24 protein-coding genes and 1 other RNA gene are annotated in these 23,838 nt (G+C 65.7%); 17 read left to right on the plus strand and 8 right to left on the minus strand.

All coding sequences use genetic code 11. The annotated features are described in order from the left end of the window. Nucleotides 1-66: 66 nt before the first annotated feature. On the plus strand, nucleotides 67-1,293 hold the full coding sequence (locus tag ACZZ0O_RS06970; RefSeq protein ID WP_463590371.1) for an MFS transporter: 1,227 nt from the start codon (nucleotides 67-69) through the stop codon (nucleotides 1,291-1,293). Nucleotides 1,294-1,614: 321 nt separating this feature from the next. Here ACZZ0O_RS06970 and ACZZ0O_RS06975 read toward each other — a convergent pair whose 3' ends face one another. Both ACZZ0O_RS06975 and ACZZ0O_RS06980 read right to left on the minus strand, forming a co-directional pair. Next, nucleotides 1,615-2,091, minus strand: coding sequence for a tRNA (cytidine(34)-2'-O)-methyltransferase (locus ACZZ0O_RS06975; protein ID WP_323517850.1), 477 nt, complete (start codon nucleotides 2,089-2,091; stop codon nucleotides 1,615-1,617). Nucleotides 2,092-2,117: 26 nt separating this feature from the next. Then, entirely contained in the window at nucleotides 2,118-2,579 is a 462-nt protein-coding gene (locus ACZZ0O_RS06980) for an XAC0231 family protein (protein ID WP_115514985.1), read from the minus strand. 386 nt (nucleotides 2,580-2,965) lie between these two features. Between ACZZ0O_RS06980 and ACZZ0O_RS06985 the strand changes: the two genes are divergently transcribed. The 4 genes from ACZZ0O_RS06985 to ACZZ0O_RS07000 all read left to right on the plus strand — a co-directional run bounded on the left by ACZZ0O_RS06985 (nucleotide 2,966) and on the right by ACZZ0O_RS07000 (nucleotide 6,765). After that, nucleotides 2,966-3,286 (plus strand): DUF4156 domain-containing protein, encoded by a 321-nt coding sequence (locus ACZZ0O_RS06985; protein WP_463590372.1) that lies wholly within the window; start codon nucleotides 2,966-2,968, stop codon nucleotides 3,284-3,286. 101 nt (nucleotides 3,287-3,387) lie between these two features. Then, nucleotides 3,388-4,404, plus strand: a complete 1,017-nt coding sequence (locus tag ACZZ0O_RS06990; protein ID WP_055853700.1) for a 3-oxoacyl-ACP synthase III — start codon at nucleotides 3,388-3,390, stop codon at nucleotides 4,402-4,404. A 118-nt stretch (nucleotides 4,405-4,522) separates the two neighbouring features. Beyond that, the gene (locus ACZZ0O_RS06995) at nucleotides 4,523-5,692 is read left to right on the plus strand and encodes a Fic family protein (protein WP_193552552.1); all 1,170 of its coding nucleotides are present in this window, start codon (nucleotides 4,523-4,525) and stop codon (nucleotides 5,690-5,692) included. 170 nt (nucleotides 5,693-5,862) lie between these two features. Continuing rightward, entirely contained in the window at nucleotides 5,863-6,765 is a 903-nt protein-coding gene (locus ACZZ0O_RS07000; RefSeq protein WP_115552616.1) for an alpha/beta fold hydrolase, read from the plus strand. 57 nt (nucleotides 6,766-6,822) lie between these two features. Here the strand turns inward: ACZZ0O_RS07000 and ACZZ0O_RS07005 are convergent, their stop codons facing one another. After that, complete coding sequence (locus ACZZ0O_RS07005) at nucleotides 6,823-7,206, minus strand: YkgJ family cysteine cluster protein (RefSeq protein ID WP_055853696.1); 384 nt, start codon at nucleotides 7,204-7,206, stop codon at nucleotides 6,823-6,825. 322 nt (nucleotides 7,207-7,528) lie between these two features. Here ACZZ0O_RS07005 and oleC point away from each other — a divergent pair, with 322 nt between their 5' ends. The 3 genes from oleC to ACZZ0O_RS07020 all read left to right on the plus strand — a co-directional run bounded on the left by oleC (nucleotide 7,529) and on the right by ACZZ0O_RS07020 (nucleotide 11,070). Beyond that, entirely contained in the window at nucleotides 7,529-9,181 is a 1,653-nt protein-coding gene (gene oleC / locus ACZZ0O_RS07010; protein WP_463590373.1) for an olefin beta-lactone synthetase, read from the plus strand. A gap of 8 nt (nucleotides 9,182-9,189) precedes the next feature. Further along, on the plus strand, nucleotides 9,190-10,743 hold the full coding sequence (locus tag ACZZ0O_RS07015; protein WP_463590374.1) for a winged helix-turn-helix domain-containing protein: 1,554 nt from the start codon (nucleotides 9,190-9,192) through the stop codon (nucleotides 10,741-10,743). A 251-nt stretch (nucleotides 10,744-10,994) separates the two neighbouring features. Continuing rightward, a non-coding RNA gene (locus ACZZ0O_RS07020) (sX9 sRNA) lies at nucleotides 10,995-11,070 on the plus strand. A gap of 4 nt (nucleotides 11,071-11,074) precedes the next feature. Here ACZZ0O_RS07020 and ACZZ0O_RS07025 read toward each other — a convergent pair. Further along, nucleotides 11,075-12,229, minus strand: a complete 1,155-nt coding sequence (locus ACZZ0O_RS07025; protein ID WP_463590375.1) for a serine hydrolase domain-containing protein — start codon at nucleotides 12,227-12,229, stop codon at nucleotides 11,075-11,077. 198 nt (nucleotides 12,230-12,427) lie between these two features. Between ACZZ0O_RS07025 and oleD the strand changes: the two genes are divergently transcribed. Further along, nucleotides 12,428-13,438 (plus strand): 2-alkyl-3-oxoalkanoate reductase, encoded by a 1,011-nt coding sequence (gene oleD / locus ACZZ0O_RS07030; protein WP_055853689.1) that lies wholly within the window; start codon nucleotides 12,428-12,430, stop codon nucleotides 13,436-13,438. Nucleotides 13,439-13,502: 64 nt separating this feature from the next. Further along, nucleotides 13,503-13,661, plus strand: coding sequence for a DUF1328 domain-containing protein (locus ACZZ0O_RS07035; RefSeq protein WP_003468167.1), 159 nt, complete (start codon nucleotides 13,503-13,505; stop codon nucleotides 13,659-13,661). A gap of 115 nt (nucleotides 13,662-13,776) precedes the next feature. Here ACZZ0O_RS07035 and ACZZ0O_RS07040 read toward each other — a convergent pair whose 3' ends face one another. Together ACZZ0O_RS07040 and ddlA are read right to left on the minus strand one after the other, a co-directional pair. Further along, the gene (locus ACZZ0O_RS07040; RefSeq protein WP_463590376.1) at nucleotides 13,777-14,259 is read right to left on the minus strand and encodes a GNAT family N-acetyltransferase; all 483 of its coding nucleotides are present in this window, start codon (nucleotides 14,257-14,259) and stop codon (nucleotides 13,777-13,779) included. Next, a complete protein-coding gene (ddlA, locus tag ACZZ0O_RS07045) occupies nucleotides 14,256-15,362 on the minus strand; it encodes a D-alanine--D-alanine ligase (RefSeq protein ID WP_463590377.1) in 1,107 nt (368 codons plus the stop codon). Before ddlA ends, ACZZ0O_RS07040 begins: the two co-directional genes overlap by 4 nt. A 392-nt stretch (nucleotides 15,363-15,754) precedes the next feature. On the opposite strand from ddlA, the gene ACZZ0O_RS07050 reads away from it, so the two are divergent. Both ACZZ0O_RS07050 and ubiB read left to right on the plus strand, forming a co-directional pair. Further along, nucleotides 15,755-16,399 carry a ubiquinone biosynthesis accessory factor UbiJ gene (locus ACZZ0O_RS07050; protein WP_463590378.1) on the plus strand — a complete coding sequence of 215 codons (645 nt, stop codon included), beginning with the start codon at nucleotides 15,755-15,757 and terminating at the stop codon, nucleotides 16,397-16,399. Next, entirely contained in the window at nucleotides 16,396-18,069 is a 1,674-nt protein-coding gene (gene ubiB / locus ACZZ0O_RS07055; protein ID WP_115514994.1) for a ubiquinone biosynthesis regulatory protein kinase UbiB, read from the plus strand. Before ACZZ0O_RS07050 ends, ubiB begins: the two co-directional genes overlap by 4 nt. A gap of 171 nt (nucleotides 18,070-18,240) precedes the next feature. Here ubiB and ACZZ0O_RS07060 read toward each other — a convergent pair whose 3' ends face one another. Next, entirely contained in the window at nucleotides 18,241-18,702 is a 462-nt protein-coding gene (locus tag ACZZ0O_RS07060; RefSeq protein WP_055853679.1) for a thioredoxin family protein, read from the minus strand. A gap of 81 nt (nucleotides 18,703-18,783) precedes the next feature. Between ACZZ0O_RS07060 and ACZZ0O_RS07065 the strand changes: the two genes are divergently transcribed. After that, nucleotides 18,784-19,554 (plus strand): pseudouridine synthase, encoded by a 771-nt coding sequence (locus ACZZ0O_RS07065; RefSeq protein WP_463590379.1) that lies wholly within the window; start codon nucleotides 18,784-18,786, stop codon nucleotides 19,552-19,554. Between the two features lie 953 nt (nucleotides 19,555-20,507). Here the strand turns inward: ACZZ0O_RS07065 and ACZZ0O_RS07070 are convergent. Continuing rightward, a complete protein-coding gene (locus ACZZ0O_RS07070) occupies nucleotides 20,508-21,083 on the minus strand; it encodes a DUF2059 domain-containing protein (protein ID WP_463592409.1) in 576 nt (191 codons plus the stop codon). A gap of 57 nt (nucleotides 21,084-21,140) precedes the next feature. Between ACZZ0O_RS07070 and arfB the strand changes: the two genes are divergently transcribed. The 4 genes from arfB (at nucleotide 21,141) to ACZZ0O_RS07090 (ending at nucleotide 23,780) form a co-directional block, all read left to right on the plus strand. After that, nucleotides 21,141-21,572 carry an alternative ribosome rescue aminoacyl-tRNA hydrolase ArfB gene (gene arfB / locus ACZZ0O_RS07075; RefSeq protein ID WP_019301089.1) on the plus strand — a complete coding sequence of 144 codons (432 nt, stop codon included), beginning with the start codon at nucleotides 21,141-21,143 and terminating at the stop codon, nucleotides 21,570-21,572. 2 nt (nucleotides 21,573-21,574) lie between these two features. After that, nucleotides 21,575-22,204 carry a lysophosphatidylcholine acyltransferase gene (locus ACZZ0O_RS07080; RefSeq protein ID WP_311239459.1) on the plus strand — a complete coding sequence of 210 codons (630 nt, stop codon included), beginning with the start codon at nucleotides 21,575-21,577 and terminating at the stop codon, nucleotides 22,202-22,204. Between the two features lie 114 nt (nucleotides 22,205-22,318). Beyond that, nucleotides 22,319-22,588, plus strand: a complete 270-nt coding sequence (locus ACZZ0O_RS07085) for a hypothetical protein (RefSeq protein ID WP_463590380.1) — start codon at nucleotides 22,319-22,321, stop codon at nucleotides 22,586-22,588. Between the two features lie 181 nt (nucleotides 22,589-22,769). Beyond that, nucleotides 22,770-23,780: an isoaspartyl peptidase/L-asparaginase family protein gene (locus ACZZ0O_RS07090; protein WP_463590381.1), complete on the plus strand. Its 1,011-nt coding sequence runs from the start codon at nucleotides 22,770-22,772 to the stop codon at nucleotides 23,778-23,780. Nucleotides 23,781-23,838 lie beyond the last annotated feature (58 nt).

The following is a 23,838-nucleotide window of genomic DNA, read 5'->3' on the forward strand; positions in this document are numbered from 1 at the left end:
CAATGAAACAGGCGTCATCGGCGTTGCCCTGCAGACAGGCCGTGCAGAGCAACGCGCAGCAGGGCGATGCGCATGAGCACGTCGACCCGACCGCGTGGCACGCGCGCGCTGGAAGCGCTGCATTTCAGCGTGGCCGATGTCCAGGACGGGCTGGGGCCGTTTTTGAGCGTGTTTTTGCAGTCCAAGGGCTGGTCGGTGGGCGCGATCGGCACGGTGATGAGCGTGGGCGGCATTGCCGGCATGCTCGCTACCACGCCGGCCGGCGCATTGGTAGATGCCACCCGGCGCAAGCGCGCCGTGGTGGTGGTCGGCTGTCTGGCGATCCTGCTCGCCACCGTGTTGATCTGGCTGCGCCCGACCGCTTCCGGCGTGGTCGCTGCACAGATCGCATCGGCGCTGGCGGCGGCCGGCATCGGCCCGGCGCTGACCGGCATCACGTTGGGCCTGGTGCGTGCACGCGGGTTCGATCATCAACTGGCGCGCAACCAGGTCGCCAATCATGCCGGCAACATGCTGGCGGCGGTGCTGGCCGGCTGGTTGGGATGGCGCTACGGGTTTGGCGCGATCTTCGCGCTCACGGCGGTGTTCGGCGTGTTGGCGCTGACGGCTGTGCTGTCGATTCCGGCAACCGCCATCGACCATCGCGCTGCACGCGGCCTGGGGCATGCCGATGGCGCAGACGCATTGAGCGCCTGGCGGGTGTTGCTGACATGCCGGCCGCTTGCATTGCTGGCGGTCACACTGGGGCTGTTTCATCTGGGCAATGCGGCGATGCTGCCGTTGTACGGCATGGCGATCGTGGCCGCGCATGCCGGCGACCCGAGCGCGCTGACCGCCACCACGATTGTGGTCGCCCAAGCCACGATGGTGGTGGTTGCGTTGCTGGCGATGCGCTGGATCCGCGTGCACGGGCATTGGTGGGTGTTGCTGCTGGCCTTCATGGCCTTGCCGCTGCGCGCGCTGGTGGCGGCCTCGGTGATTCACGGCTGGGGCGTATTTCCGGTGCAGATCCTCGACGGGCTCGGCGCCGGTCTGCAAAGCGTGGTGGTGCCGGCATTGGTGGCGCGCTTGCTGCACGGCACCGGGCGGGTCAATGTCGGCCAGGGCGCGGTGATGACGGTGCAGGGGATTGGCGCGGCGCTCAGCCCGGCGTTCGGCGGCTGGCTCGCGCACGCCTTCGGCTACCGCATCGCGTTTTTGAGCCTGGGCGCAATCGCCTTGCTGGCAGTGGCGTTATGGGCTGGCTGCCGCGGCCTGGTGCAGGCAGCGGCCGATGTGCAGACCGCGTCGTAGTGGCTGCGCAGGTGCGTGCAAGAAAGCGCGTGTGTATTGATTCCATCGCCAGCGGTGCGTGGTGCATTGCGCGGTGTTGTCCAGGATCGCAAACCTGGATGTAAAGCCTGAAGACCTGCAGCGCGCATGCACACAACACGGTAATCACCATCGCGCTGTAAGGCGTGGGCAGTGCCGGGTGTGTGGTGGTCAACCAGGTCTGTCGAACACCTGCGGCAAGTGATCGGTAGACGCCTGGGCATTTCGCTCAGGAACCGAGCGTGCAGTGGTCCAATGCCGATAGCGGGCGCGCAGTGCTTGCTGCTGGGTGCTGCGTCGAGGCTACTGACCGCCAGCGAAGTTCCACTGCCGCCAGGCTTCGAACACCATCACCGCAACGGTGTTGGACAGATTGAGGCTGCGATTGTCCGGACGCATCGGCAGACGCAGCCGGTGCTGCGGCGGGATCGACTCCAGCACCTCGGCCGGCAGGCCGCGGGTTTCCGGGCCGAACAAAAACGCATCGCCGTCGGCGAACTGCGGTGTGTCGTAACGCACCGTGCTGCGCGTACTCAGGGCAAACACACGCGTGGGCGCGATGGCAGCCAAGGCAGTTGGCAGGTCGGCGTGCACTTGCAGGGTCGCGTATTCGTGATAGTCCAGGCCCGCGCGCTTGAGCTGCTTGTCGCTGAGGTCGAAGCCGAGCGGCTCGATCAGGTGCAGGCGCGCACCGGTGTTGGCGCACAAGCGAATCACATTGCCCGTGTTGGGCGGAATTTCCGGTTGAAACAGGATGATATCGAGGACGGGTGCTGACATGCGCGCAAGTGTAGCTGCGCGCGTGCTTAAAGGCTGATGGCGGCGCTGACCAGGGCTTCCAGTTCGGCCGGCGACGGCTGCAGCTGCGGCACCGGCAGATTGACCATCACCTGACCCATCAACGCACCGATCGCGGCGGCGGTCTGGCCGGAGGCGCTCTGGGCAGTGGCGGCGCTGCTGCGAACCACCAGCTCGGCGCGCTGTTCGGCCGACGGACGGACCTGCACCGCGGCAAGGGTGACAACGCGCGGGCCGGCCTGTTCGGCAGCGAAGGCAGCCAGCTGCTCGGCGGACGGGCGCACCTGCACGGCAGTCAGGGTACGGATGTTGCTGCTGCGTTCCAGCGTCTGCTGGGCGATCTGGTCGGCTGCCGGGCGAACCTGGACGGTGTCCAGCGTGGTCAGGCTGGCGGCTTGGGCAAAACCGGCGAAGGTGGTGCCAGCCAGGAGGGCGGCGGAGAGGGCGATGCGCAGGGTCTGGGTCTTCATGGCGAGGTCTCTTGGTGTGGGTGAGTAGTGGTGTGGTAGTAAGGTAGTACACCGTTTCGGTATGTGCAAGAACTTTCGGAGCTGCCGTTTATTTGTTCAGCAAAAACTCAGCTTTCTGCTATGTGCTTCCGGTGCCGGTTGAATAGAGCAAACCGCGTGCCATCTTCAATGCATTGTTTTTAAAGATGTATTTGATGTTTGCGGGTGTCCGCGTCCGGACACCCGGACGCGTTTGCGGGCAGTGGACGGCGACGCCGTCAGGTCAATGCGGCAGATATGCGCAGGTGCCGGTGTGCTGAATGAGGCGTATGGCGCATGCCGGGCACGCGTTTGACCGCCGGACAACTGCGGCACAATCCGGCTTTGCCCTTCGGTGTGGATGACTTATGCGCGTGCTGATGCTGTCTGTTCTGGTTGCCACCACCACCGCGGCGTGCACCTGGGTGCCGATCGAACAAAGCGGCAAGAGCGTGCAGGTATTGCCCACAGGCCCTGTGCCAGCTGGCTGTCAGCAGCAGGGCGAGGTGGTGGTGACGGTCAAGAGCAAGGTCGGCTTCTACAACCGCAACCCGCTGCGCGTGCAGGAAGAACTGGAGACCCTGGCGCGCAACGAGGCCCCGGGCGCCAACGCCAATACCGTCCAGGCGCAGGGCCAGCCGGCCGATGGAAGCCAGCGTTTCAACGCCTTCCGCTGCCCACCGCGCTGAACCGTTGGGCTGGGGCGGGGGCGATTCAAATGTAAAGATGCGGTAAAACCAGCCAGCGGCTAGACTGACGCCCCCTCGCCTGACGCCATGGCGCTACTTCGATGCTCTTCCAGAATGTCTCCATCGCGGGACTGGCGCATATTGATGCGCCGCACACGCTGACTTCCAAGGAAATCAACGAGCGCCTGCAACCGACCTACGACCGCCTCGGGATCAAGACCGACGTGTTGGGCGACGTTGCCGGTATCCATGCACGGCGCTTGTGGGACCAGGATGTCCAGGCATCCGACGCCGCCACCCAGGCCGCGCGCAAGGCGCTGATCGATGCCGGCATCGGCATCGAGAAGATCGGCCTGCTGGTCAACACCTCGGTGAGCCGCGACTACCTGGAGCCGTCCACGGCGTCCATCGTGTCCGGCAACCTGGGGGTCAGCGACCATTGCGTGACCTTCGACGTGGCCAACGCCTGCCTTGCCTTCATCAACGGCATGGACATCGCTGCGCGCATGCTCGAACGCGGCGAGATCGACTACGCGTTGGTCGTCGATGGCGAAACCGCCAACCTGGTCTATGAAAAGACCCTGGAGCGCATGACTTCCCCGGACGTCACCGAGGAGGAGTTCCGCAACGAACTCGCCGCGCTGACCCTGGGCTGCGGCGCTGCCGCGATGGTGATGGCGCGCACCGAACTGGTGCCAGACGCGCCGCGCTACAAGGGTGGCGTGACCCGCTCGGCTACCGAGTGGAACAAGCTGTGCCGCGGCAACCTGGACCGCATGGTCACCGACACCCGCTTGCTGCTGATCGAAGGCATCAAGCTGGCACAGAAGACCTTCCTGGCCGCCAAGCAGGCGATGGGCTGGGCGGTGGACGAACTGGACCAGTTCGTCATCCATCAGGTCAGCCGCCCGCACACCGCCTCGTTCGTGAAATCGTTCGGCATCGACCCAGCCAAGGTCATGACCATCTTCGGCGAACACGGCAACATCGGCCCTGCCTCGGTGCCGATCGTGCTGAGCAAGCTCAAGGAGCTCGGCCGCTTGAAGAAGGGCGACCGCATCGCACTGATGGGCATCGGCTCGGGGCTGAACTGCTCGATGGCGGAAGTGGTTTGGTGAGTGTTGCCGGCTCGGGCGCGGCATAAGAGGTCATTTATGCCGCGCTGAGTCGCCACTTAGGAAAGAAAGTGGTAAAAAAGTTTCCTTACTGGCCCAGCCGTCGGTTGTAAGGAAAACCATGCCACACCGCACGACAGGCCATTACGTCGCCGGGGCCTTGGCCGCAAGCCGCTATCAGGCTTTCATCCCGGATCCGTTACCACCACAACCGGCACTGGACTTCACTGTGGCCGAGCTGGTCGCGCGCAAAGAGCGCGCCGACCAAGCGCTGGGACGGCTGGACGGCATCACACTGATGCTGCCCGACCCGGAACTGTTCTTGTATCAATACGTGCGCAAGGAAGCGTTGCTGTCGTCGCAGATCGAAGGGACGCAGTCGTCGCTATCGGACCTGCTACTGTTTGAAATGGATGCCGCGCCCGGTGTGCCGATCGACGATGTCGAAGAAGTCTCCAACTACGTTGCCGCGCTCAATCATGGGCTTCGGCGATTACGCGAGGACGACTTCCCGCTATCGCTGCGGCTGTTGCGCGAAGTACATGCCTTGCTTCTGCAAGGCGGGCGCGGCGCTGGCAAACAGCCGGGCGAATTTCGCCGGACTCAGGTCTGGATCGGTGGCGCGTCGCCCGCACTGGCGCAGTTCGTCCCGCCACCACCGGATGCACTGCCTGCAGCGCTGGCCGCGCTCGAACAGTTTTTGCACGCCTTGCCCGGGCAGACGCCGCCGTTGGTAAAGGCGGCGCTCGCGCATGTGCAATTTGAGACCATCCATCCTTTCAGCGATGGCAACGGGCGCCTCGGGCGCTTGCTGATCACCTTGATCTTGTGCAGCGAAGGCGTATTGCGCGCACCCAGCCTGTATCTGAGCCTGTACTTCAAACGTCGCCGTGCCGAGTACTACGACCGCCTCAATGCAGTCAGGACAACCGGCGATTGGGAAGGGTGGCTGGGCTTCTTTCTGGATGGCGTCGCAGAAACAGCGCAACAGGCGGTCGACACCGCGCAGCGGCTGCTCGCGCTGTTGGCACGCGATCGCGCAAGGATTACGGCGCTGGGTCAGCGTGCCGGCAATGTCGGGTTGGTGTTCGAGCACTTTGCGCGTCGGGTCGTTTTGTCCGTGCCGCAGGTTGCGCCGCAGCTGTCGCTGAGCGCGCCGACCATCCGCGCGGCAATACGCACCCTTGAGCAACTGGACATCGTCAACGAACTCACCGGACAGCAGCGGCATCGCATCTTTGCGTACCAGGCCTACCTCGGCATCCTCAGCGAGGGCGCGCAGCCGCTATGACTGATGTAACGTGCGCGCTCAGTTGCGCCGCCGGTGTGGTGTGGTGCGCGTGCCGCCGTCGTGGCCGGGTGTACCGGCCACACGTCAAAATAGTCATGAGAGAGATCCGGCTGCATGTGCAGATGCTGCGATAAGGCGCATTGCCCGGATTCAACACAGTCGAGAAATCAATGAACTACCCAGGCTACCCCTTCACCCCCAAGCGCCTCGATGTGCGGCCCGGCGTTGCGATGTCGTATCTGGACGAGGGTCCACGCGATGGCGAGGTGGTCGTGATGCTGCACGGCAATCCGTCGTGGAGCTATCTGTGGCGGCATCTGGTCAGCGGGCTGTCCGATCGCTACCGCTGCATCGTGCCCGACCATATCGGCATGGGTTTGTCCGACAAGCCGGACGATGCACCCGATGCGCAGCCGCGCTATGACTACACCTTGCAGTCGCGCGTGGACGATCTGGATACGTTGCTGAGGCACCTTGGCATCACCGGGCCGGTCACGCTGGCGGTGCATGACTGGGGCGGCATGATCGGGTTCGGCTGGGCGTTGTCGCATCATGCGCAGGTCAAGCGATTGGTGATCACCAATACCGCCGCATTCCCGCTGCCGCCGGAAAAGCCGATGCCATGGCAGATCGCGATGGGACGCCATTGGCGGCCGGGCGAATGGTTTATCCGCACTTTCAATGCGTTTTCGTCCGGCGCCTCATGGTTCGGCGTATCAAAGCGCATGCCCTCGGCCGTGCGGCGCGCCTATGTGGCGCCCTACAACACTTGGCGCAACCGCATCTCCACGATCCGTTTCATGCAGGACATTCCGCTGTCGCCGGCCGACAAGGGCTGGTCGTTGCTGGAGCGTTCCGCACAGGCCTTGCCGTCGTTTGCCGACCGCCCTGCGTTTATCGCCTGGGGCCTGCGCGATATCTGCTTCGACAAGCACTTTCTGGCCGGTTTTCGCCGCGCATTGCCGAATGCGGACGTGACTGCATTCGAGGATGCCAATCACTACGTGCTCGAAGACAAACACGACGTGTTGGTGCCGGCGATCCGCAAATTTCTGGACACGCATCCGCTGTAAGCGATGCACGCCGCTGCTGACCCATGCGCTGGTGCGCAGGTCAGCAGCGAGGCATGTTCACGAGGTTGGCAGCGGATTGCGCTGTGCGTCGTCCACGCCGATCCAATCGTCCTGCGTCAGCGCATGCAGCCCATGCGCCAGGCGCGACTTGTCACATTGCGCACTGCGCTCGCCGAATTCCAGCGAGGCCGGTACGGCGGCGCAGGAGGACGGGCGGCGGTCGTGGATGCTGCAGCGGCTGTAGCGGCCGATGTCCGCATCCAGGGCGATGCAGCGCGGTTGCGATTGCGAGGTGCCACGCATCACGCGCTCGTGCGTGCGCAAGGAGTCGGTCAGTTCGATCGGCACCCTGCCGCCCAATGCGGGATCGGCTTCGCTCCAGTGGAAACTGACGCGGAAATAGGCGCAGCAAGCGCCGCAGGTAAGGCAGGGGTGTGCCATGGAATGCCGGGCCTGGCGCGGCGAAATCGCGTGGGGAGCGCGGCATTTTGACCGAACCGTGCTGCGATACAAGGGGCGTGGTGGCGCGTAGGTCAGCGATTCATCTGCCTGGACCTACCAAGACCGACAAAGAGCGTGCATGCATTGCGCGGTGGTTAGGCCGCACAGCGCCAAACAGGCGCCGCATCCGTACATCGGCTTCCGTTGGATCAGTGCGTTCGCGGCGTGCGGAGCGCAATCCCTGCAGGTGCTACGTGCACGCCTGATCCTGGAGATAGATGCAAGCGGCCGGCACTGTGAGTGCATGAGTGATAATACGGCGATGACCACTCTCTGCAATATCGCTGCCACCTTGCCGCAGCTGGCGCGCGAGCGCCCCGATCAGATCGCCATCCGCTGCCCCGGCCGCCGCGCCGCCAACGGGTTTGCGGCCTACGACGTGACCTTGAGCTATGCCGAACTGGATGCACGCAGCGATGCGATCGCGGCCGGCCTGGCACTGCACGGCATCGGCCGTGGTGCGCGCGCGGTAGTGATGGTGCGGCCGTCGCCGGAGTTCTTCCTGCTGATGTTTGCGTTGTTCAAGGCCGGTGCGGTGCCGGTGCTGGTCGACCCGGGCATCGACAAACGCGCGCTCAAACAGTGTCTGGACGAAGCGCAGCCACAGGCGTTTATCGGCATTCCGCTCGCGCAGCTGGCGCGCCGGTTGCTGCGTTGGGCGCGCTCTGCCAAGCAGATCGTCACTGTCGGTGGACGCTACGGCTGGGGCGGGGTGACGCTGGCGCGCGTAGAGCGCGATGGCGCCGGCGCCGGCAGCCAACTGGCCGATACCGCACCGGACGATGTGGCGGCGATCCTGTTCACCAGCGGCTCCACCGGCGTTCCCAAGGGCGTGGTGTACCGGCACCGGCATTTTGTCGGGCAGATCGAGCTGCTGCGCAACGCCTTCGGCATGCAGCCCGGTGGCGTGGACCTGCCGACGTTTCCACCGTTTGCCTTGTTCGATCCCGCCTTGGGGCTGACCTCGGTGATCCCGGATATGGACCCGACCCGTCCGGCCACCGCCGACCCGCGCAAGCTGCACGATGCGCTCAACCGCTTCGGAGTGACGCAGTTGTTCGGCTCGCCGGCGCTGATGCGCGTGCTGGCCGACTATGGGCAGCCGCTGCCCAACGTGCGCCTGGCAACGTCGGCAGGCGCACCGGTGCCGCCAGATGTAGTGGCCACCATCCGCGCGCTGCTGCCGGCCGATGCGCAATTCTGGACCCCGTACGGCGCCACCGAATGTTTGCCGGTAGCAGCGATCGAAGGCCGCACGCTGGATGCGACCCGTGCCGCCACCGAAGCCGGGGCCGGCACCTGCGTGGGGCAGGTCGTCGCGCCCAATGAGGTGCGCATCATCGCCATCGACGATGCGGCCATTGCCGATTGGAGCGGCGCGCATGTGTTGGCCGTGGGCGACGTCGGCGAGATCACTGTCGCCGGCCCCACCACCACCGATACCTACTTCAATCGCGACGCGGCCACACGCATCGCCAAGATCCGTGAGCGCAGCGACGATGGCAGCGAGCGCATCGTGCACCGCATGGGCGATGTCGGCTATTTCGATGCCGAAGGACGCTTGTGGTTTTGCGGGCGCAAGACCCATCGCGTGGAAACGGCCAGCGGCCCGCTGTATACCGAACAGGTGGAGCCAGTGTTCAACGTGCATCCACAGGTGCGGCGTACCGCCTTGGTCGGTGTGGGCGCGCCCGGGCAACAGCAACCGGTGCTGTGCGTGGAGTTGCAGCCGGGCGTGTCGGCATCGGCCTTTGCGGACGTGCAAACCGCATTGCGTGCGCTGGGCGCGGCGCATCCGCATACCGCCGGTATTGCGCGTTTCCTACGGCATTCCGGCTTTCCGGTCGACATTCGCCACAACGCCAAGATCGGCCGCGAAAAACTGGCGGTCTGGGCAGCGCAGCAGCGCTCCTGAGTTCCACGATGCCCGCGCATTATCGTCTGGATGATCTGCGCATCGATGTGGCGCGGCAGCGCGTGGAGCGCGACGGCGTAGCGCTTGAGGTGGGTGGGCTGAGTTTTCGTCTTTTGCACTACATGCTGCAGCAGGGCCAACGCGTGGTGGAGTTCGACGCGTTGATCCAGAACGTGTGGGCACCGGCGCTGGTCAACGAAGAAACCGTCACCCAACGTGTGCGATTGCTACGGCAGGCCTTGGGCGATGACTCGCGGCAGCCGCGCTATCTGCGCTCGGTACGGGGGCAGGGGTATCAACTGTGCGTGCCGGTGCAGCAGGAACAGGCGCCGCCTGCGCCCGCGCCACGGCGGCATGGTGTCTGGATCGCCGCTGCCGTGGCGATGCTGGTCGTGGTAGGCGGCGGCGCGGCCTGGTGGGTGCAGCGCGGCGACGCACCACCCGCGAAGGCGGCGTTGCTGCAACGTGCCGACTACTACGCCGGCATCGGCCAGCGCGACGACAACGACCGCGCAATCGGTCTGTATCGCCAACGCCTGCAGCAAGCGCCGGACGATCGGCAGGCCCAGCTCGGGCTCAGTCGTGCCTACGCCGCACGCGTGTGCCAATACGATGGCGACGGCGGATTTGCACAGCAGGCCCAGCAACTGGCCGATGCGGTGATCAAGGCGCAACCGGGTCTTGCGGCGGCCTATGCCGCGCGTGGTTACGCGCTGGATTGTCAGGGCCGCAATGGCGCTGCACTGGCCGCCTACGAGCAGGCGTTACAGCTGGATCCGGCGGCCGATGCCGTGCGCGGCTCGGCCGCCTACCTGTACGAGCGACAGGGCAAACTGGTGCAGGCGCTGTCGGCCAACCTGGCCGTGCGCGAGCCAAAACGCGTGCGCTTTCTGCCGATCCAGATTGCCAGCAACCTGAGCCTGCTCGGCTATGCGAGTGCCGCCGAAGCACGCTATCGGCAGAACTTTCAGCTGTATCCGGACGATGCGTTTTCCAATCTGGCCTGGCCCACGTTTCTGTTCGAGCATGGCCGCGCGGCAGAGGCGCAGACGGCATTGAACGACGCATTGGGCCGCGGCACCGACTATGCCGGGCTGTCCTTGTTGCAGGCGCAGCTGGCGTGGTCGCGTGGCGACACCACGCTTGCACGCAGCGCGGCGCGGCAGGCCTTGCAGCTGCGCCCACAGGGCAGCTTTGCGCAGACGGTGGTGTGGGCGCTGCACGCCGAGCCGCCTCCGCCAGCCGCCACGCTGCACGCGCATGCGCAGGAGTTGCTCGGCAGCGTCGCGCGTGGCGGCGACCCGTTCGATGCAGTCGATGCCGCCGTGCTGTTGCTGGGTGCGGATGCGCCCGACGCGGCGATGCGCGCCTTGCAACGCGCCGAGGCCGCCGGCTACCGCAACGCCGGCTATTTGCGTCAATCGCCGCTGCTGCAGCCATTGCGCGGGTTGCCGGAGTTTGCCGCGTTGCTGGCCCGTATCGATGCCGATCTTGCTGCCCAGCGTGGGCAGTTGCGGCGTGCCGATGTGCTGCGTGCGCAGGCAACATCCAACGACGACTGACACTTGGGTGAGCGTGCTCCGGACGGGCCGACTGCATGTTCAGACAGTGAGGCCAGATCCAGAATGAGCCATCGAGATCTGCGCCGCACCAGGCACCGGCCGCGCCCTACGGCGCGCCGGTGTGGTGTGGCATCGGTTGCCAGGTCTGGGTGGCGAACACGCCATGCACGCCAACCACCAACCAGTGTTTTGAGCGGCTAACTGACAGCTGCAGTCACCGCCAGACAGGTGCGACCGGTGCTCGGTCCGGCAGTGCCACGCGGACATGCCGAGTCAGAGCGCGCCGTCCACACCCAGCTGACGACTGCTTGCGACGTTGTGTTACCCGCTCTCAGTGCTCAGGCAGCGCCTTGAGCACATAGTCGGTCAGCAAGCGCTGCGACTGTTGGTGCATCTGCCGCGTGTTGTACGCGCTGCGTGTGAGCACCACCACCAGGCGCTCGTCAGGCACCACGAACACGTAGTTGCCGCCATTGCCGGACATCGCCCAGGTATCGCGTTGCACACCGCGCACCGGAAACCGGAAGTGCCAGATCAGATAGCCGTAATCAGCATCCTCGCGTGCCTGCGCGTGCACGCTGGTCATCGCCTGCACCCAGTCGGCGGGAATTACCTGGCGGCCTTGCCAGCGGCCGTGTGCCAGCAGCAGTTGGCCGAGCTTTGCCAGGTCGCGGCTGCGGTAGCGAGTGCCGCCACCGCCCATGCCCACGCCTTCGGACGACAGGTTCCACTGCGCCCGCTCGATGCCCAGCGGTGTTTCCAGCACCTGCGCCGAAAAGGCCTGCAGCGGCTTGCCGGCGACTTTTTCCAGCATCGCACCCAGCAGGAAGGAGCCGGCGGTGCAATACGAAAACGCGCGGCCGTGCGGGCTCTGTGCGGGCCGCGGCTTCCACGGCGCATAGCCGCGGATCGGCAGATCCAGCGCGAACTGCGTCCAGTCCGCACTCACGTACATGCGTTCTTCGTTGCCGGCCGAAAATGTATTGTCGTCGTTGCATTCCAGCTGCGAGCTCATCGTCAGCAGATCTTCGACGGTGATCGCACGCTTGCGCGGATCGGGGTGCTGCCAGTGCCGCTCGCCAAAAGCGTCGTAGACCTTGGCCTGCACGTCGGGGATCAGCTTGCGCGCGATGGCCGCCCCGACCAGCAATCCGGTCACGCTCTTGGTCAACGAGCGGGTGTCGTGCAGCGTCTGTCGATCGGCATCGCCCAGGTAGCGCTCGTAGACCAATGCGCCGTCGCGTGCGATCACCAGGCTGGTGGTGGAGGGGGCCAGATCGGCGGCGAGCGCCTGCTCCATCTGCGCCAGCAGCGGAAGGTTCCAGCCCTTGGCGGCAGCGTTGGCGACCGGCCAGCCGTCGTCCAGTGCTGGCGGTGTGGCGGCTGGCGGCGCGGGCGCTGCTGCTGTCGAGGCGGCAACTGGCGCCGCGGCGTGCAGCGTGGAGACGTAAAGCAGGGGCAGCAACAGCAGTGACAGGCGGGTCATGGCAACTCCAGCGATCGAGGGTCCGGCCATGACGCCTGCGCCGCGAATGAACTGCCTGATGCTGCAATGAAGATTTATGAAGGTCTTTGCGATCAATGGGTTAGCCGCACCGCTCGCGAGAAAAAATGCACGCCGCGTCGCCCTGACGGTCCTGTCCGGCTATTGTGTGCGCCCTGCAGGAGCGATGGGTGTGGCGTGATGAAAGTGCTGGTGACCGGCGGTGGTGGATTTCTTGGCCAGGCGTTGTGCCGCGGCTTGCGTGCGCGTGGGCACGAGGTGGTGAGTTTCCAGCGCGGCGATTACCCGGTGCTGCAGACGCTGGGCGTGGGCCAGATCCGTGGCGACCTGGCCGACCCGCAGGCCGTGCGGCATGCCTTCAGCGGGATCGATGCGGTGTTTCACAACGCCGCCAAGGCCGGCGCCTGGGGCAGCTACGACAGCTATCACCAGGCCAATGTGGTGGGCACGCAGAACGTGCTCGACGCGTGCCGCGCCAATGGCGTGCCGCGGCTGATCTACACCTCCACGCCCAGCGTCACCCATCGCGCCACCCATCCGGTGGAGGGCCTGGGCGCCGACGAAGTGCCGTATGGCGAAGATCTGCGCGCCGCGTACGCAGCGACCAAGGCGATCGCCGAGCGTGCGGTCCTGGCGGCCAACGATGCGCAGCTGGCCACGGTGGCATTGCGTCCGCGGCTGATCTGGGGGCCGGGCGACAACCATCTGTTGCCGCGGCTGGCCGCGCGCGCGCGCGCCGGTCGCCTGCGCATGGTGGGCGATGGCAGCAACCTGGTGGACAGCACGTACATCGACAACGCCGCGCAAGCGCATTTCGATGCGTTCGACCATCTTGCGCAGGGCGCTGCCTGCGCGGGCAAGGCGTACTTCATTTCCAACGGCGAACCGTTGCCGATGCGCGAGTTGCTCAATCGCTTGCTCGCGGCCGTGGACGCGCCGGCAGTAACGCGCTCGTTGTCGTTCAAGACCGCATATCGCATCGGTGCGGTGTGCGAAACCTTATGGCCACTGTTGCGTCTGCCAGGCGAAGTGCCGTTGACGCGGTTCTTGGTCGAACAGTTGTGTACGCCGCATTGGTACAGCATGGAACCAGCGCGCCGCGACTTCGGCTATGTGCCGCGTATCAGCATCGAAGAAGGCCTGAATCGGCTGCGATCCTCATCTTCCAACGACATCGCCATCACTCGATAAAGACCGCCGTCTGATCAGGATACGTCTGCGCCGATTCGGCACGACAACTTCTGGAACCCTTGCCATGCTGCATTACGCCATCATCTTTTTCGTCATCGCCATCATCGCCGCTGTGCTGGGCTTCAGCGGTATCGCCGGTGCGGCGACCAACATCGCCTGGATCCTGTTCGTGGTGTTCCTGATCCTGGCAGTGATTTCGATGTTCCGTCGCGGCAAGGTCTAACGCCTCACCGCGGTACGTCACGGCAGCGGCGCTGCCGGTCGGCGCTCACATGGCCCGCTTCCGCAAGGAGGCGGGCCATGTGCGTTATGGCGGTTTTCAGCGGGGTTTTTGCATCTCACAGCAGCTTTTCCAGGTATTGCACTTGCTTGCCATTGGCCAGCAGCGCATCGCCGATCGGCACGAATTCCAGTTGTCGATGCAATGCGAGGGAGGCCGGATTGGGCGGGCTTAGATTGACTTCGCACACCACGCGCAGTTGCGCTGCTGCACGCGCGCTGCGGATGAGGTCGTCGTACAGCTGCACAGCAAGGCCGCGTCGCTGCGCATGGGCGGCGATCACGATGCGGTCCACGTACACAAAGCGTGCGAAGCGCTCCGCCAGCCATGCAAAGTTCGCATTGGCATAGGCAGCGCTCTGATCCAGTGCGATCAACAGGCCGTCGGCCGGTGGGACGAGGCGGGCATGCCAGGCCATCTGCAATAAAGCGGTGAGCCCATCGGCATCGAGCAACGACAGTGCGGTGGCGTGCGTATTGTTGAGTGCGAGCAGTGCCGCATGGTCGTGCGCTTGCACTGCGCGCAACTGCGCCGCACTCATGCGCGCGCGTCCACCGCGCTGCGCAGCAGTTGATCGTCCGCATGCCGTTGCAAGGCCAGCTCGATCAACTGCGTGATCAAGCTACGATAGTCCAGCCCGCTTGCCTGCCATAACTTTGGATACATGCTTATGCGGGTGAAGCCAGGCAGCGTATTGACCTCGTTGATCACGATGCGCCCGTCCGCACACAGGAACACATCCACGCGTGCCATGCCGGCACAGTCCAGCGCTTGATACGCCTGCACCGCAAGTTGCTGGATGCGCTGCTGCGTCTGCGCATCGAGATCGGCGGGGATCACGATGTCGGCGCCATCTGCGCTGATGTATTTGGTGTCGTAAGAATAAAACGCATCGTGTATCACCACCTCGCCGCACACGCTGGCCTGTGGCGTGGCATTGCCCAGCACTGCGCATTCGATCTCACGGCCGACAATGGCCGCTTCCACCAGCACCTTGTGGTCGTAGGACAACGCCAATGCGAGCGCGGTGGCAAAGGCGTCCGCGCTGCGCACCTGGCTGACGCCCACCGATGAGCCCTGGTTGGCCGGCTTTACGAACAGCGGCAACCCCAACTGCGCGATCAGCGCATCCACATCGGCCTGCGCGGCGGTGTGGCGGTTGAAGCAGACAAACGGTGCCACCGCCAGGCCGGCATCGCGCAGCACGCGCTTGGCCATGTCCTTGTCCATCGCCACCGCCGAACCAAGCACGCCGGAGCCGACGAAGGGCAGGTTGGCCATGCGCAACAAGCCCTGCAGCGAGCCGTCCTCGCCCAGGGTGCCGTGCACGATCGGAAACACTACATCGATCTGCGCCAGCGCCTGCTCGGTATCCACCGGCCGCAGCTGCGCCTGCTCAGCGCCGGGTAGCACCGCCACCGAGCGGCCGCTGCGGTGCAAGGCGATCCGGCTCGGGTCGTCGGCATCTTGCAGAAAGCTGTCCGGCGCGCTCAGATGCCACTGGCCCTGCTTGTCGATGCCGATCAGCACCGGCTCGAAGCGCTGCGGGTCGAGCGCGTCCAGGAGGTTGCGCGCCGATTGCAGCGAAACCTCGTGCTCGGCGGATTTGCCGCCAAAGATGAGACCGACCCGGATCTCGCGCATCGCCTGCTCCTGCCAACTGTTCGAGAAGGGCGCCAGCATGCCCGTGACCGGCCGGCCGAAGGAAGTCGGCAGATCGCGCGCGGTCGGCAGCTGTGCACGGACGCCGCGCTCATCGCCGCAGGGCGCGATGGCCCATCACGTGCCGCCTACACAGCGCAGCATTCCGGCGAGCCGCCGTGCAGTGCGCGCCGACCGTCCAGGCAATCCAGACAATCCAGACAATCCAGACAATCCAGACAATCCAGACAATCCAGACAATCCAGGCAGCGACCCCTGCATCGATCGCTCCACCGCCAGGCAAGCGCCTGCCATGGCCACCGCAACAGCCTCCGGCGCGCAACGCCTCATCACCGTCAGTCAGCTGCGACATGCAGGGGCGGTAGAATGCGCCCATGCCCGGATCACTCTTCAATTCCCTCAAGCCGCTCGCCGGCCAGGCCCTGCAGGCCGCGCTCAATCGCGCACTGGCGCTGGACCCGGATACCCGCGATGCCCTGTTGCCGCTGGAAGGCCAGCGCATCGCGCTGACCCTGGACGCGCCCGCCTTGGCGCTGCAGATCCGCGTGCACGAGCGCCAGCTGCTGGTCGGCCCGGTCGATCAGACACAGGAGCCGGATCTGGCGGTGCGCAGCAGCCTGGCCGGGTTGCTGGGGCAGCTGCCGTTTCTGGCCAACGCGCGCCGCAGTGGTGCACCGGCGGGGCGGCTCAAGGTCTCCGGCGATGCGGAACTGGCGCGTCAGCTACAGCAACTGGCCGGCCGCTTCGACCCGGATTGGCAGTTGCCGTTCGTGGCGGTGTTCGGCGAGATCCTGGGCGTGCAGATCGCCGGCACGGTGCGTGCAGCGTTGCAGCAGGCGCGTCGCAGCGCCTCGGACCTGGCGCATAGCGCGGCCGAATTCGTCACCGAAGAATCGCGCGATGTAGTGCCGCGTGCCGAGCTCGAGGCCTTCCACGATGATGTGGACGAGCTGCGCGACGACGTGGAGCGGATGGCCGCGCGCGTGACCCGCCTGCGTGCCGCCGGAGGCGCGGCATGAAGGCGATTTTGCGGGCCAGCCGCATCGGCCGGGTGATCTTGCGCTACCGCCTGGACGACCTGCTGCAAGGCACCGCCGCCGAGCGCTGGCTGCGCTTGGCCAAGCCGTTCGTGCCGCGTGCCAGCGCCGAAATCGCCGCGCAATCGCGCGGTGCACGGCTGCGGTTGGCGTTGCAGGAACTCGGCCCGATCTTCGTCAAGTTCGGGCAGATCCTGTCGACCCGCCGCGACCTGATCCCCGCCGATGTGGCCGAAGAACTCACCTTGCTGCAGGACCGGGTCAAGCCGTTCGATGGGCAGGCCGCGCGCCTGATCGTGGAAGGTGCGCTCGGCCTGCCGGTCAGCGTGGCATTCGCCTCCTTCGATACCGTGCCGCTGGCATCGGCTTCGATCGCGCAGGTGCATGCAGCCACCTTGCCGCCCGATGCCAACGGCGTGCGCCGCGAAGTGGTGGTTAAGGTGTTGCGCCCGGACATCGAGCGTCAGATCGACGCCGATATCGCGCTGCTGCATTCGCTGGCCACGCTGGTCGAACGCACCCATCCGCGCGCCGACAAGATCCGTCCGCGCGAAGTGGTGGCCGAGATCGAAGGCACCTTGTCGGCCGAACTCGATCTGCAACGCGAAGGCGCCAATGCCAGCGTGCTGCGCCGGTTTTGGGAAGGCTCGGACGATCTGTACGTGCCGGAAGTGATCTGGTCGCACACCGCCGAGCGCGCGCTCACGCTGGAGCGCGTGTACGGCATTCCGTCCGACGATATCGCCAAGCTCGATGCTGCCGGCATCGACCGCAAGGCGCTGGCGGCCAAGGGCGTGCGCGTGTTCTACACGCAGGTGTTCCGCGACAACTTCTTCCATGCCGATGCGCACGCCGGCAACATCTGGGTCGACTCGGACCCGGAGCGCCGCCTCAATCCGCGTTTCATCGCGTTGGATTTCGGCATCATGGGCCAGCTCTCGCAGGAAGATCAGTACTACCTGGCCGAGAACTTCATGGCGATCTTCCACAAGGATTATCGCCGCATGGCCGAGCTGCACGTGGAGGCGGGCTGGATGCCGTCCAACGTGCGCATCGACGAGTTGGAAGCGGCCGCGCGCTCGGTTTGTGAGCCGTACTTCACCCGGCCGCTGTCGGAAATTTCGTTGGCGCAGGTGCTGATCAAGTTGTTCCGCGTGGCGCAGCGCTACGAGTTGACGCTGCAGCCGCAGTTGATCCTGCTGCAAAAGACGCTGCTCAACATCGAAGGCGTGGGCCGTCAGCTCGATCCCAAGCTGGATATCTGGGCGGTGGCGCGACCGGTGCTGGAGCGCATCCTGCGCGAGCGCTACAGCCCGCGGCGCATGCTGGGTGAGTTGAGCAAGCGGCTACCGGAAATCATGACCCACGCACCGGACATGCCGCGCCTGGTGCACAGCTGGTTGAAGCAGCAGGTGGAAGGCCGGCATCAGCTGGACATCCGTTCGAGCGAATTGCGCGCGCTGGACATCAGCCTGCGCAAGCTGCAGACCCGCGTGGTCACGGCCATCACCGGTAGCGGACTGTTGGTGGTGGCAGCCGTGTTGTACGGCCTGCATCCGGATGGCTGGTACCTGGGCACGGTGCCGGTGTGGAGCTGGATCAGCGGCGGCGCCGGGTCGGTCGCGTTGCTGGTCGCGTGGCTGCGTCGCTAGGCAACTGGCTGCGCGACGATCCGCGCGTGCACGCTGCTGCACTGCCCGCGTGCAGCGCATCGCTGCACACCGCTGCCGTGACATGCAGCGCAATGCTGCCCGGCACGCGCGACCAGCTGGCGGTTCGCGCCCTTGTGTGAGCCCGCACCGCCAATCCTGCACACCCGCGCGTCAGGGCGCGCGGTGGGCGTGCGCCACTTGGTCGAAGAACTGATAGATGCCGTCGTCGCTCATCTGGCGCGCGTTGGCCAGCTCGCCGGCACGCGTGGTGTAGAGCAGCGTGCCGGCCGGCGATACCACCACCGCAGCCGGGATGCCGTTCTGGATCGGGTCGCCGTAGCGCTGGCTGATGTCCAGGTTGTGGTCGAAGTTACCCACGTCCACCTTGACCACAACAAACGAGCGGTCGATCAGCGGCGCGTTCTTTGCGCTGTGCAGCGAGGTATCCAGCGCACGGCAGTCGTGGCACCAGTTGGCGCCGAAAATCACCAGCGTGGGTTTGTGGGTTTTCTTGCCGGCGGCCAGCGCATCGCGCAGCTGGGTGCCGGCGTCGGCATGGTCGTCGTACGGCAGGGTCGAAGACTGCGCCAGCGGAGCGACCGCCAGCAGGCAAAGCAGGAGCCAGGTGCGCATGGGGGACGCTCCGTGAGGGGGAATCGGCATGCTGTGCCAGCGGCCTGATGCGGTCAACGGGCGCGTGGATAGCGCACCGCAGTGGCATGCGGTGTCAGCGATGCGGATAATCCGCCGGTGAGCATATCCCCCAAGCATCTGCAGATTCTCTACCAGGACGATGTCCTGGCCGTCGTCGACAAACCCGCGGGCCTGATGGTCCATGACAGCAAACTGGCGCGCGGCGAGGACGACTTTCTCGCCGACCGCCTGCGCGAGCAACTGGGCAAACCAATCTTCCTGGTGCATCGGCTCGACCGCGCCACCAGCGGCTGCCTGCTGCTGGCGTTCGACCGCGACAGCGCCAGCGCGCTAGGCAAGGCCTTGATGGCCGGCGAGGTGGATAAAAATTATCTGACCGTGTGCCGCGGCTGGCCGGCCGAGGATCGGTTCATCGTCGATCACGACCTGGATGGCGGCCCCGGCAAACCGGTCAAGAAGCCGGCGGTGACGCACTTCCAGCGGCTGGCGACCGGCGAGCTGGAAATCCCGTCCACCGGCTTTGCCACGTCGCGGTATGCGCTGCTGCGCTGCCAACCGCAGACCGGGCGCTTTCGGCAGATTCGCCGGCACATGAAGCATCTGTCGCATCACATGATCGGCGACACCAGCCATGGCGATGGACGCCACAACCGCAGTTTCCGCATGCTCGGTATCCACCGCATGCTGTTGCACGCCGAACGCCTGGAATTTCCGCATCCGGCCGATGGCAGGCGCATCAGCGTCACCGCGCCGCTGGATGTGGAATTTGCCAAGGCGTGTGCGTTGTTTGGGTGGGAGACTGCGGGGTTGGGAGTAGCGCAGACAGCGTGATGTGGCGTGCCTGGTTCAGAGGTCGAGACGTCCACTCAGCCTGCTAGACATCCGCGCAAGCATCCCCTCACCCCAACCCCTCTCCCGCAGGCGGGAGAGGGGCTCAAGCGCGACGGGCAATGTTCGCCTTCCCGTGCTGCCGCCCTCCCTGGTCGCCTTCCGAGTTGCTTCCTTCCCTCGCTTGCGGGGGAAGGTGCCCGAAGGGCGGATGGGGGCAAGCTCGCCGCTGCGGGCTCAAGACAGCAGCTCTTCCGGTGGCAGAAGCGCCAAGAGAGATCGAAACGTCCACCGAGCCTGATCGAAACGTCCACTCAGCCTGCTAGACATCTGCGCAAGCATCCCCTCACCCCAACCCCTCTCCCGCAGGCGGGAGAGGGGCTCAAGCGCGACGCGCAATGCTCGCCTTCCCGCGTTGCCGCCCTCCCTGGTCGCCTTCCGAGTTGCTTCCTTCCCTCGCCTGCGGGGGACGGTGCCCGAAGGGCGGATGGGGACACGCTCGCCGCTGCGGGCTCAAGACAGCAGCTCTTCCGGTGGCAGAAGCGCCAAGAGAGATCGAAACGTCCACCGAGCCTGATCGAAACGTCCACTCAGCCTGCTAGACAGCTGCGCAAGCATCCCCTCACCCAACCCTCTCCGGCAGACGGGAGAGGGGCTCAAGCGCGACGCGTAATGTTCGCCTTCCCCGCGTTGCCGCCCTCCCTGGTCGCCTTACGAGTTGCTTCCTTCCCTCGCTTGCGGGGGAAGGTGCCCGAAGGGCGGATGGGGGTACGCTCGCCACTGTGGGCTCAAGGCAGCAGCTCTTCCGGCGGCAGAAGCGCCAAGACAGTCGTCTTCCGCCAGCTGAAAAGGTGACGCACTCCCGTCACCGGCAACGCACGCAACCCGCATCGGCAACCGTCGTCAGGAATCGCGCACCGACGAATTCCCACTCTCCATTCCCGGCTGCCGTCCCTTCAGGGTTTCTTGGTCGCAGCAGGCTCGTTGACGATCTTCTCCAGATCCTTCTGCAGATCGGCAAACAGCGGCAGCATCTTTTGCTGGATGGCGCCCATCAGGTTCTGGGTCAGCGCCGGGGTCTTGTCCAGCAGGCTCTGGCCGGCCGAGCTCTCGTAGAACTCGGCCATCGCCAGCACGTCCTCGCGCGAGAACGAGCGCTTGTAGATGTCCACGTACATCGGGCGCAGCTCCGACCACGACAGCGCCTTGCGCACGGTCTGGCGGGTGCGTTCCTGGATGCGTTGCAGCTGCGCCTGCTGATCGGCGTCGAACTGGCGCTGCGCGGTGAGCTGGGCGAATTGCTGCTGCTGCATCGCTTCGATCTGCGGCAGCATGGTGTCGAGCATGGTCTGCGCGCGCGAGGCGGCCAGCAGACGGTTGACGTCGGCATCGGTGGGTGCCTGCGCCAGCGCGGCCGGGGCGGCCGCCGCCAGCAGGGCGAGCAGCAGCAGGCGGCGGGCAATCGCGCCTGCGGCGGCGAACGAATGAGGTGTCATCGGAGCATCCTGCGATCGGGGAACCGGCCGCAGGATACGGGAAGCAAGCGTTCGCGCGCGCGTCCACGCCGCTGCCGATACAATCGCGGGCTAATGGCCAGCGACCCGATCCAGATCACCCCCAGCCTGACGATTCCGCCCAGCGAACTCGTCGAACGCTTCGTGCGCGCCAGCGGCGCGGGCGGGCAGAACGTCAACAAGGTGTCCACCGCGGTGGAACTGCGTTTCGACGTGGCAGGGTCACCCTCGCTGCCCGAGCCGTTGCGCGAGCGGCTGCTGTCGCGCCGCGACCGCCGCATGACCGCCGAGGGCGTGCTGGTGATCGACGCGCAGCGTTTTCGCACCCAGGACCGCAACCGCGACGATGCGCGCGAGCGGCTGGCCGAGATCATCAGTGCATGCCTGTCGGTGCCCAAGCGCCGGGTCGCCACCAAACCGAGTCACGGTGCCAAGCTGCGGCGGCTGGATGCCAAGCGTGAGCGCAGCCATATCAAGCGTGGACGCTCTGCGTCCCACTGGGAGTAAGCGTGAGTCACACCGACCCGTCGTTGCCGCCGGTCGCACAGGCCAACATCCTGCTGCAGTCAACCCCGCCCAGAATGCCGCGTGCGCACGGTCGCTTCGGCCGCTGGCTGGGCCGTACCGCTCTGCGCCTGACCGGCTGGCGGCTGCTCGGGCGGCTGCCCGACGAGCCCAAGTTGGTGATGATCGTGGCGCCGCACTCGTCCAACTGGGATGGCTTTGTGGGCTTTGCGGCCAAGTTCGCGCTCGGCTTCGATGTGCGCGTGCTGGGCAAGGCGCAGCTGTTCTGGTGGCCGCTGGGGCCGCTGCTGCGCAAGCTGGGCGCCATCCCGCTGGACCGCAGCTCGCCGCAGGGCACCATCGGCCAGGCGGTGCGGTTGATCCGCAACTCCGAACAGATGTGGTACGTGATCACCCCCGAAGGCACGCGCAAGCGTGTGGAGCAGTGGAAGGCCGGTTTCTGGAAGATCGCGTCCGATGCCAAGGTGCCGATCCTGCCGGTGTATTTCGACTACCCCAGCAAGACCGTGGGCATCGGCGAACCGTTCTGGACCGGCACCGACATGGCCGCCGACATCGCCGCCATCCGCACCTGGTACCGGCCGTGGCGCGGTAAGCATCGCGATACGTTGTAGGTTGCGACCGCGTGCCTTGAACACGCATGTGAGCCTAACGATGCGCTGCGCTGTTTAGGCATGCCGCGGCTCGCATCGGTGGATCGGACTTAGGCGTCATGGGAGGAGTGCCGAATGACCGCGACACAGGAGCAGCTGTTCGCCTTCGCGCTCCACGAGATTCGGTGCGTGCTGGCGGGGCACCTCGGAAGCCAGAACGAGTCGCCTCTTTCCATCCGTGCCGCTGCGCACCTGGCGTACGCGATGCACAACGAGGCCGAGACAGTGCTGCGCGGCGGCGTATTCGATCCTGGCAGCGTTGTCGTCAGACTTGGGTTGGTGGATAAGATGCTCGGAACAGACTTCCAGCGTCGTCTTGCCGAAGCAACGCGCGATGATGCCTGACACCATCACGCCGGATGTTGTCGACGCTTGGCTAATGCGGGCAGTAGATCAGTGCCCGGCATGGCGACCCACTGGCGCGAACGCACAGCCGATGTCGTGTATTGCCTGCGGCGAACCGGCCGTGTTCGCCCCTTGCCCGACACCACCGGTTCACTCAATCAACTTGCAGTGAGGAAACACCATGATCGCTTCGTCCGCTCGCGCGCTATGCCTCTCACTACTGCTCTGTGCCGGCCCGGCGCTGGCCGCCACGCCGATGCTGGTGATCCATGGGGGCGCGGGCGTGGAAAAATCCAGTCTTTCGCCCGACGAACAAGCGCAGGCACGTGAGGCGATGCAACGCGCGCTGCGTGCCGGCCATGCGGTGTTGACGCGCGGCGGCAGCGCGGTGGATGCGGTGGCCGCCACCATCACCGTGCTGGAGGACGCGCCGCAGTTCAACGCCGGGCGCGGTGCGGTGTTCACTCACGACGGCAAGAACGAGCTGGATGCGGCGATCATGGATGGCGCCAGCGGCAAGGCCGGCGCGATTGCCGGCGTGCACACGGTCAAGAACCCGATCCTGCTGGCGCGCAGCGTCATGGACCGCTCCAAGCACGTGATGCTGGTCGGCGACGGTGCCGAGCAGTTTGCGCGCGAGCAGGGCGTCACCTTGGTCGAGCCCAGCTATTTCCGTACCGACAAGCGTTGGCAACAGCTGCAAAAAGCGCTCAAGGCCGAAAGCGGCGACCGCCAGGCCCAGGCCGCGCTCGACCTGGAAACCGCCAAGCACTTCGGCACCGTCGGTGCGCTCGCGCTGGATCGCGACGGCCATCTGGCTGCCGGCACGTCCACCGGCGGCATGACCAACAAGCGTTACGGCCGCGTCGGCGATGCGCCCATCATCGGCGCCGGCACCTATGCCAATGCGCAGTGCGCGGTGTCCGGCACCGGCTGGGGCGAGTTCTATATCCGTGCGGTGGCGGCCTACGACATCTGTGCGCGCATGAAATACGCCGGGCAGTCGCTGCAACAGGCGGCCGAGGCGGTCATCGATCAGCAGATTCCGAAGGCCGGCGGCGATGGCGGTGCCATTGCGCTGGATGCGCAAGGCAACATCGCCTTCCCGTTCAATACCGAAGGCATGTACCGCGGCTGGATCGGCGCCGACGGCAGCCCGCATGTGGCGATCTTCAAGGACGAGACGCTCTGACGGACGGGGTCGGCTGGGTCCCGGACCCGCTAACCGTTTCGACTGAGTGTTGTCTCGC

The organism is Xanthomonas sp. AC360 (assembly GCF_979258225.1).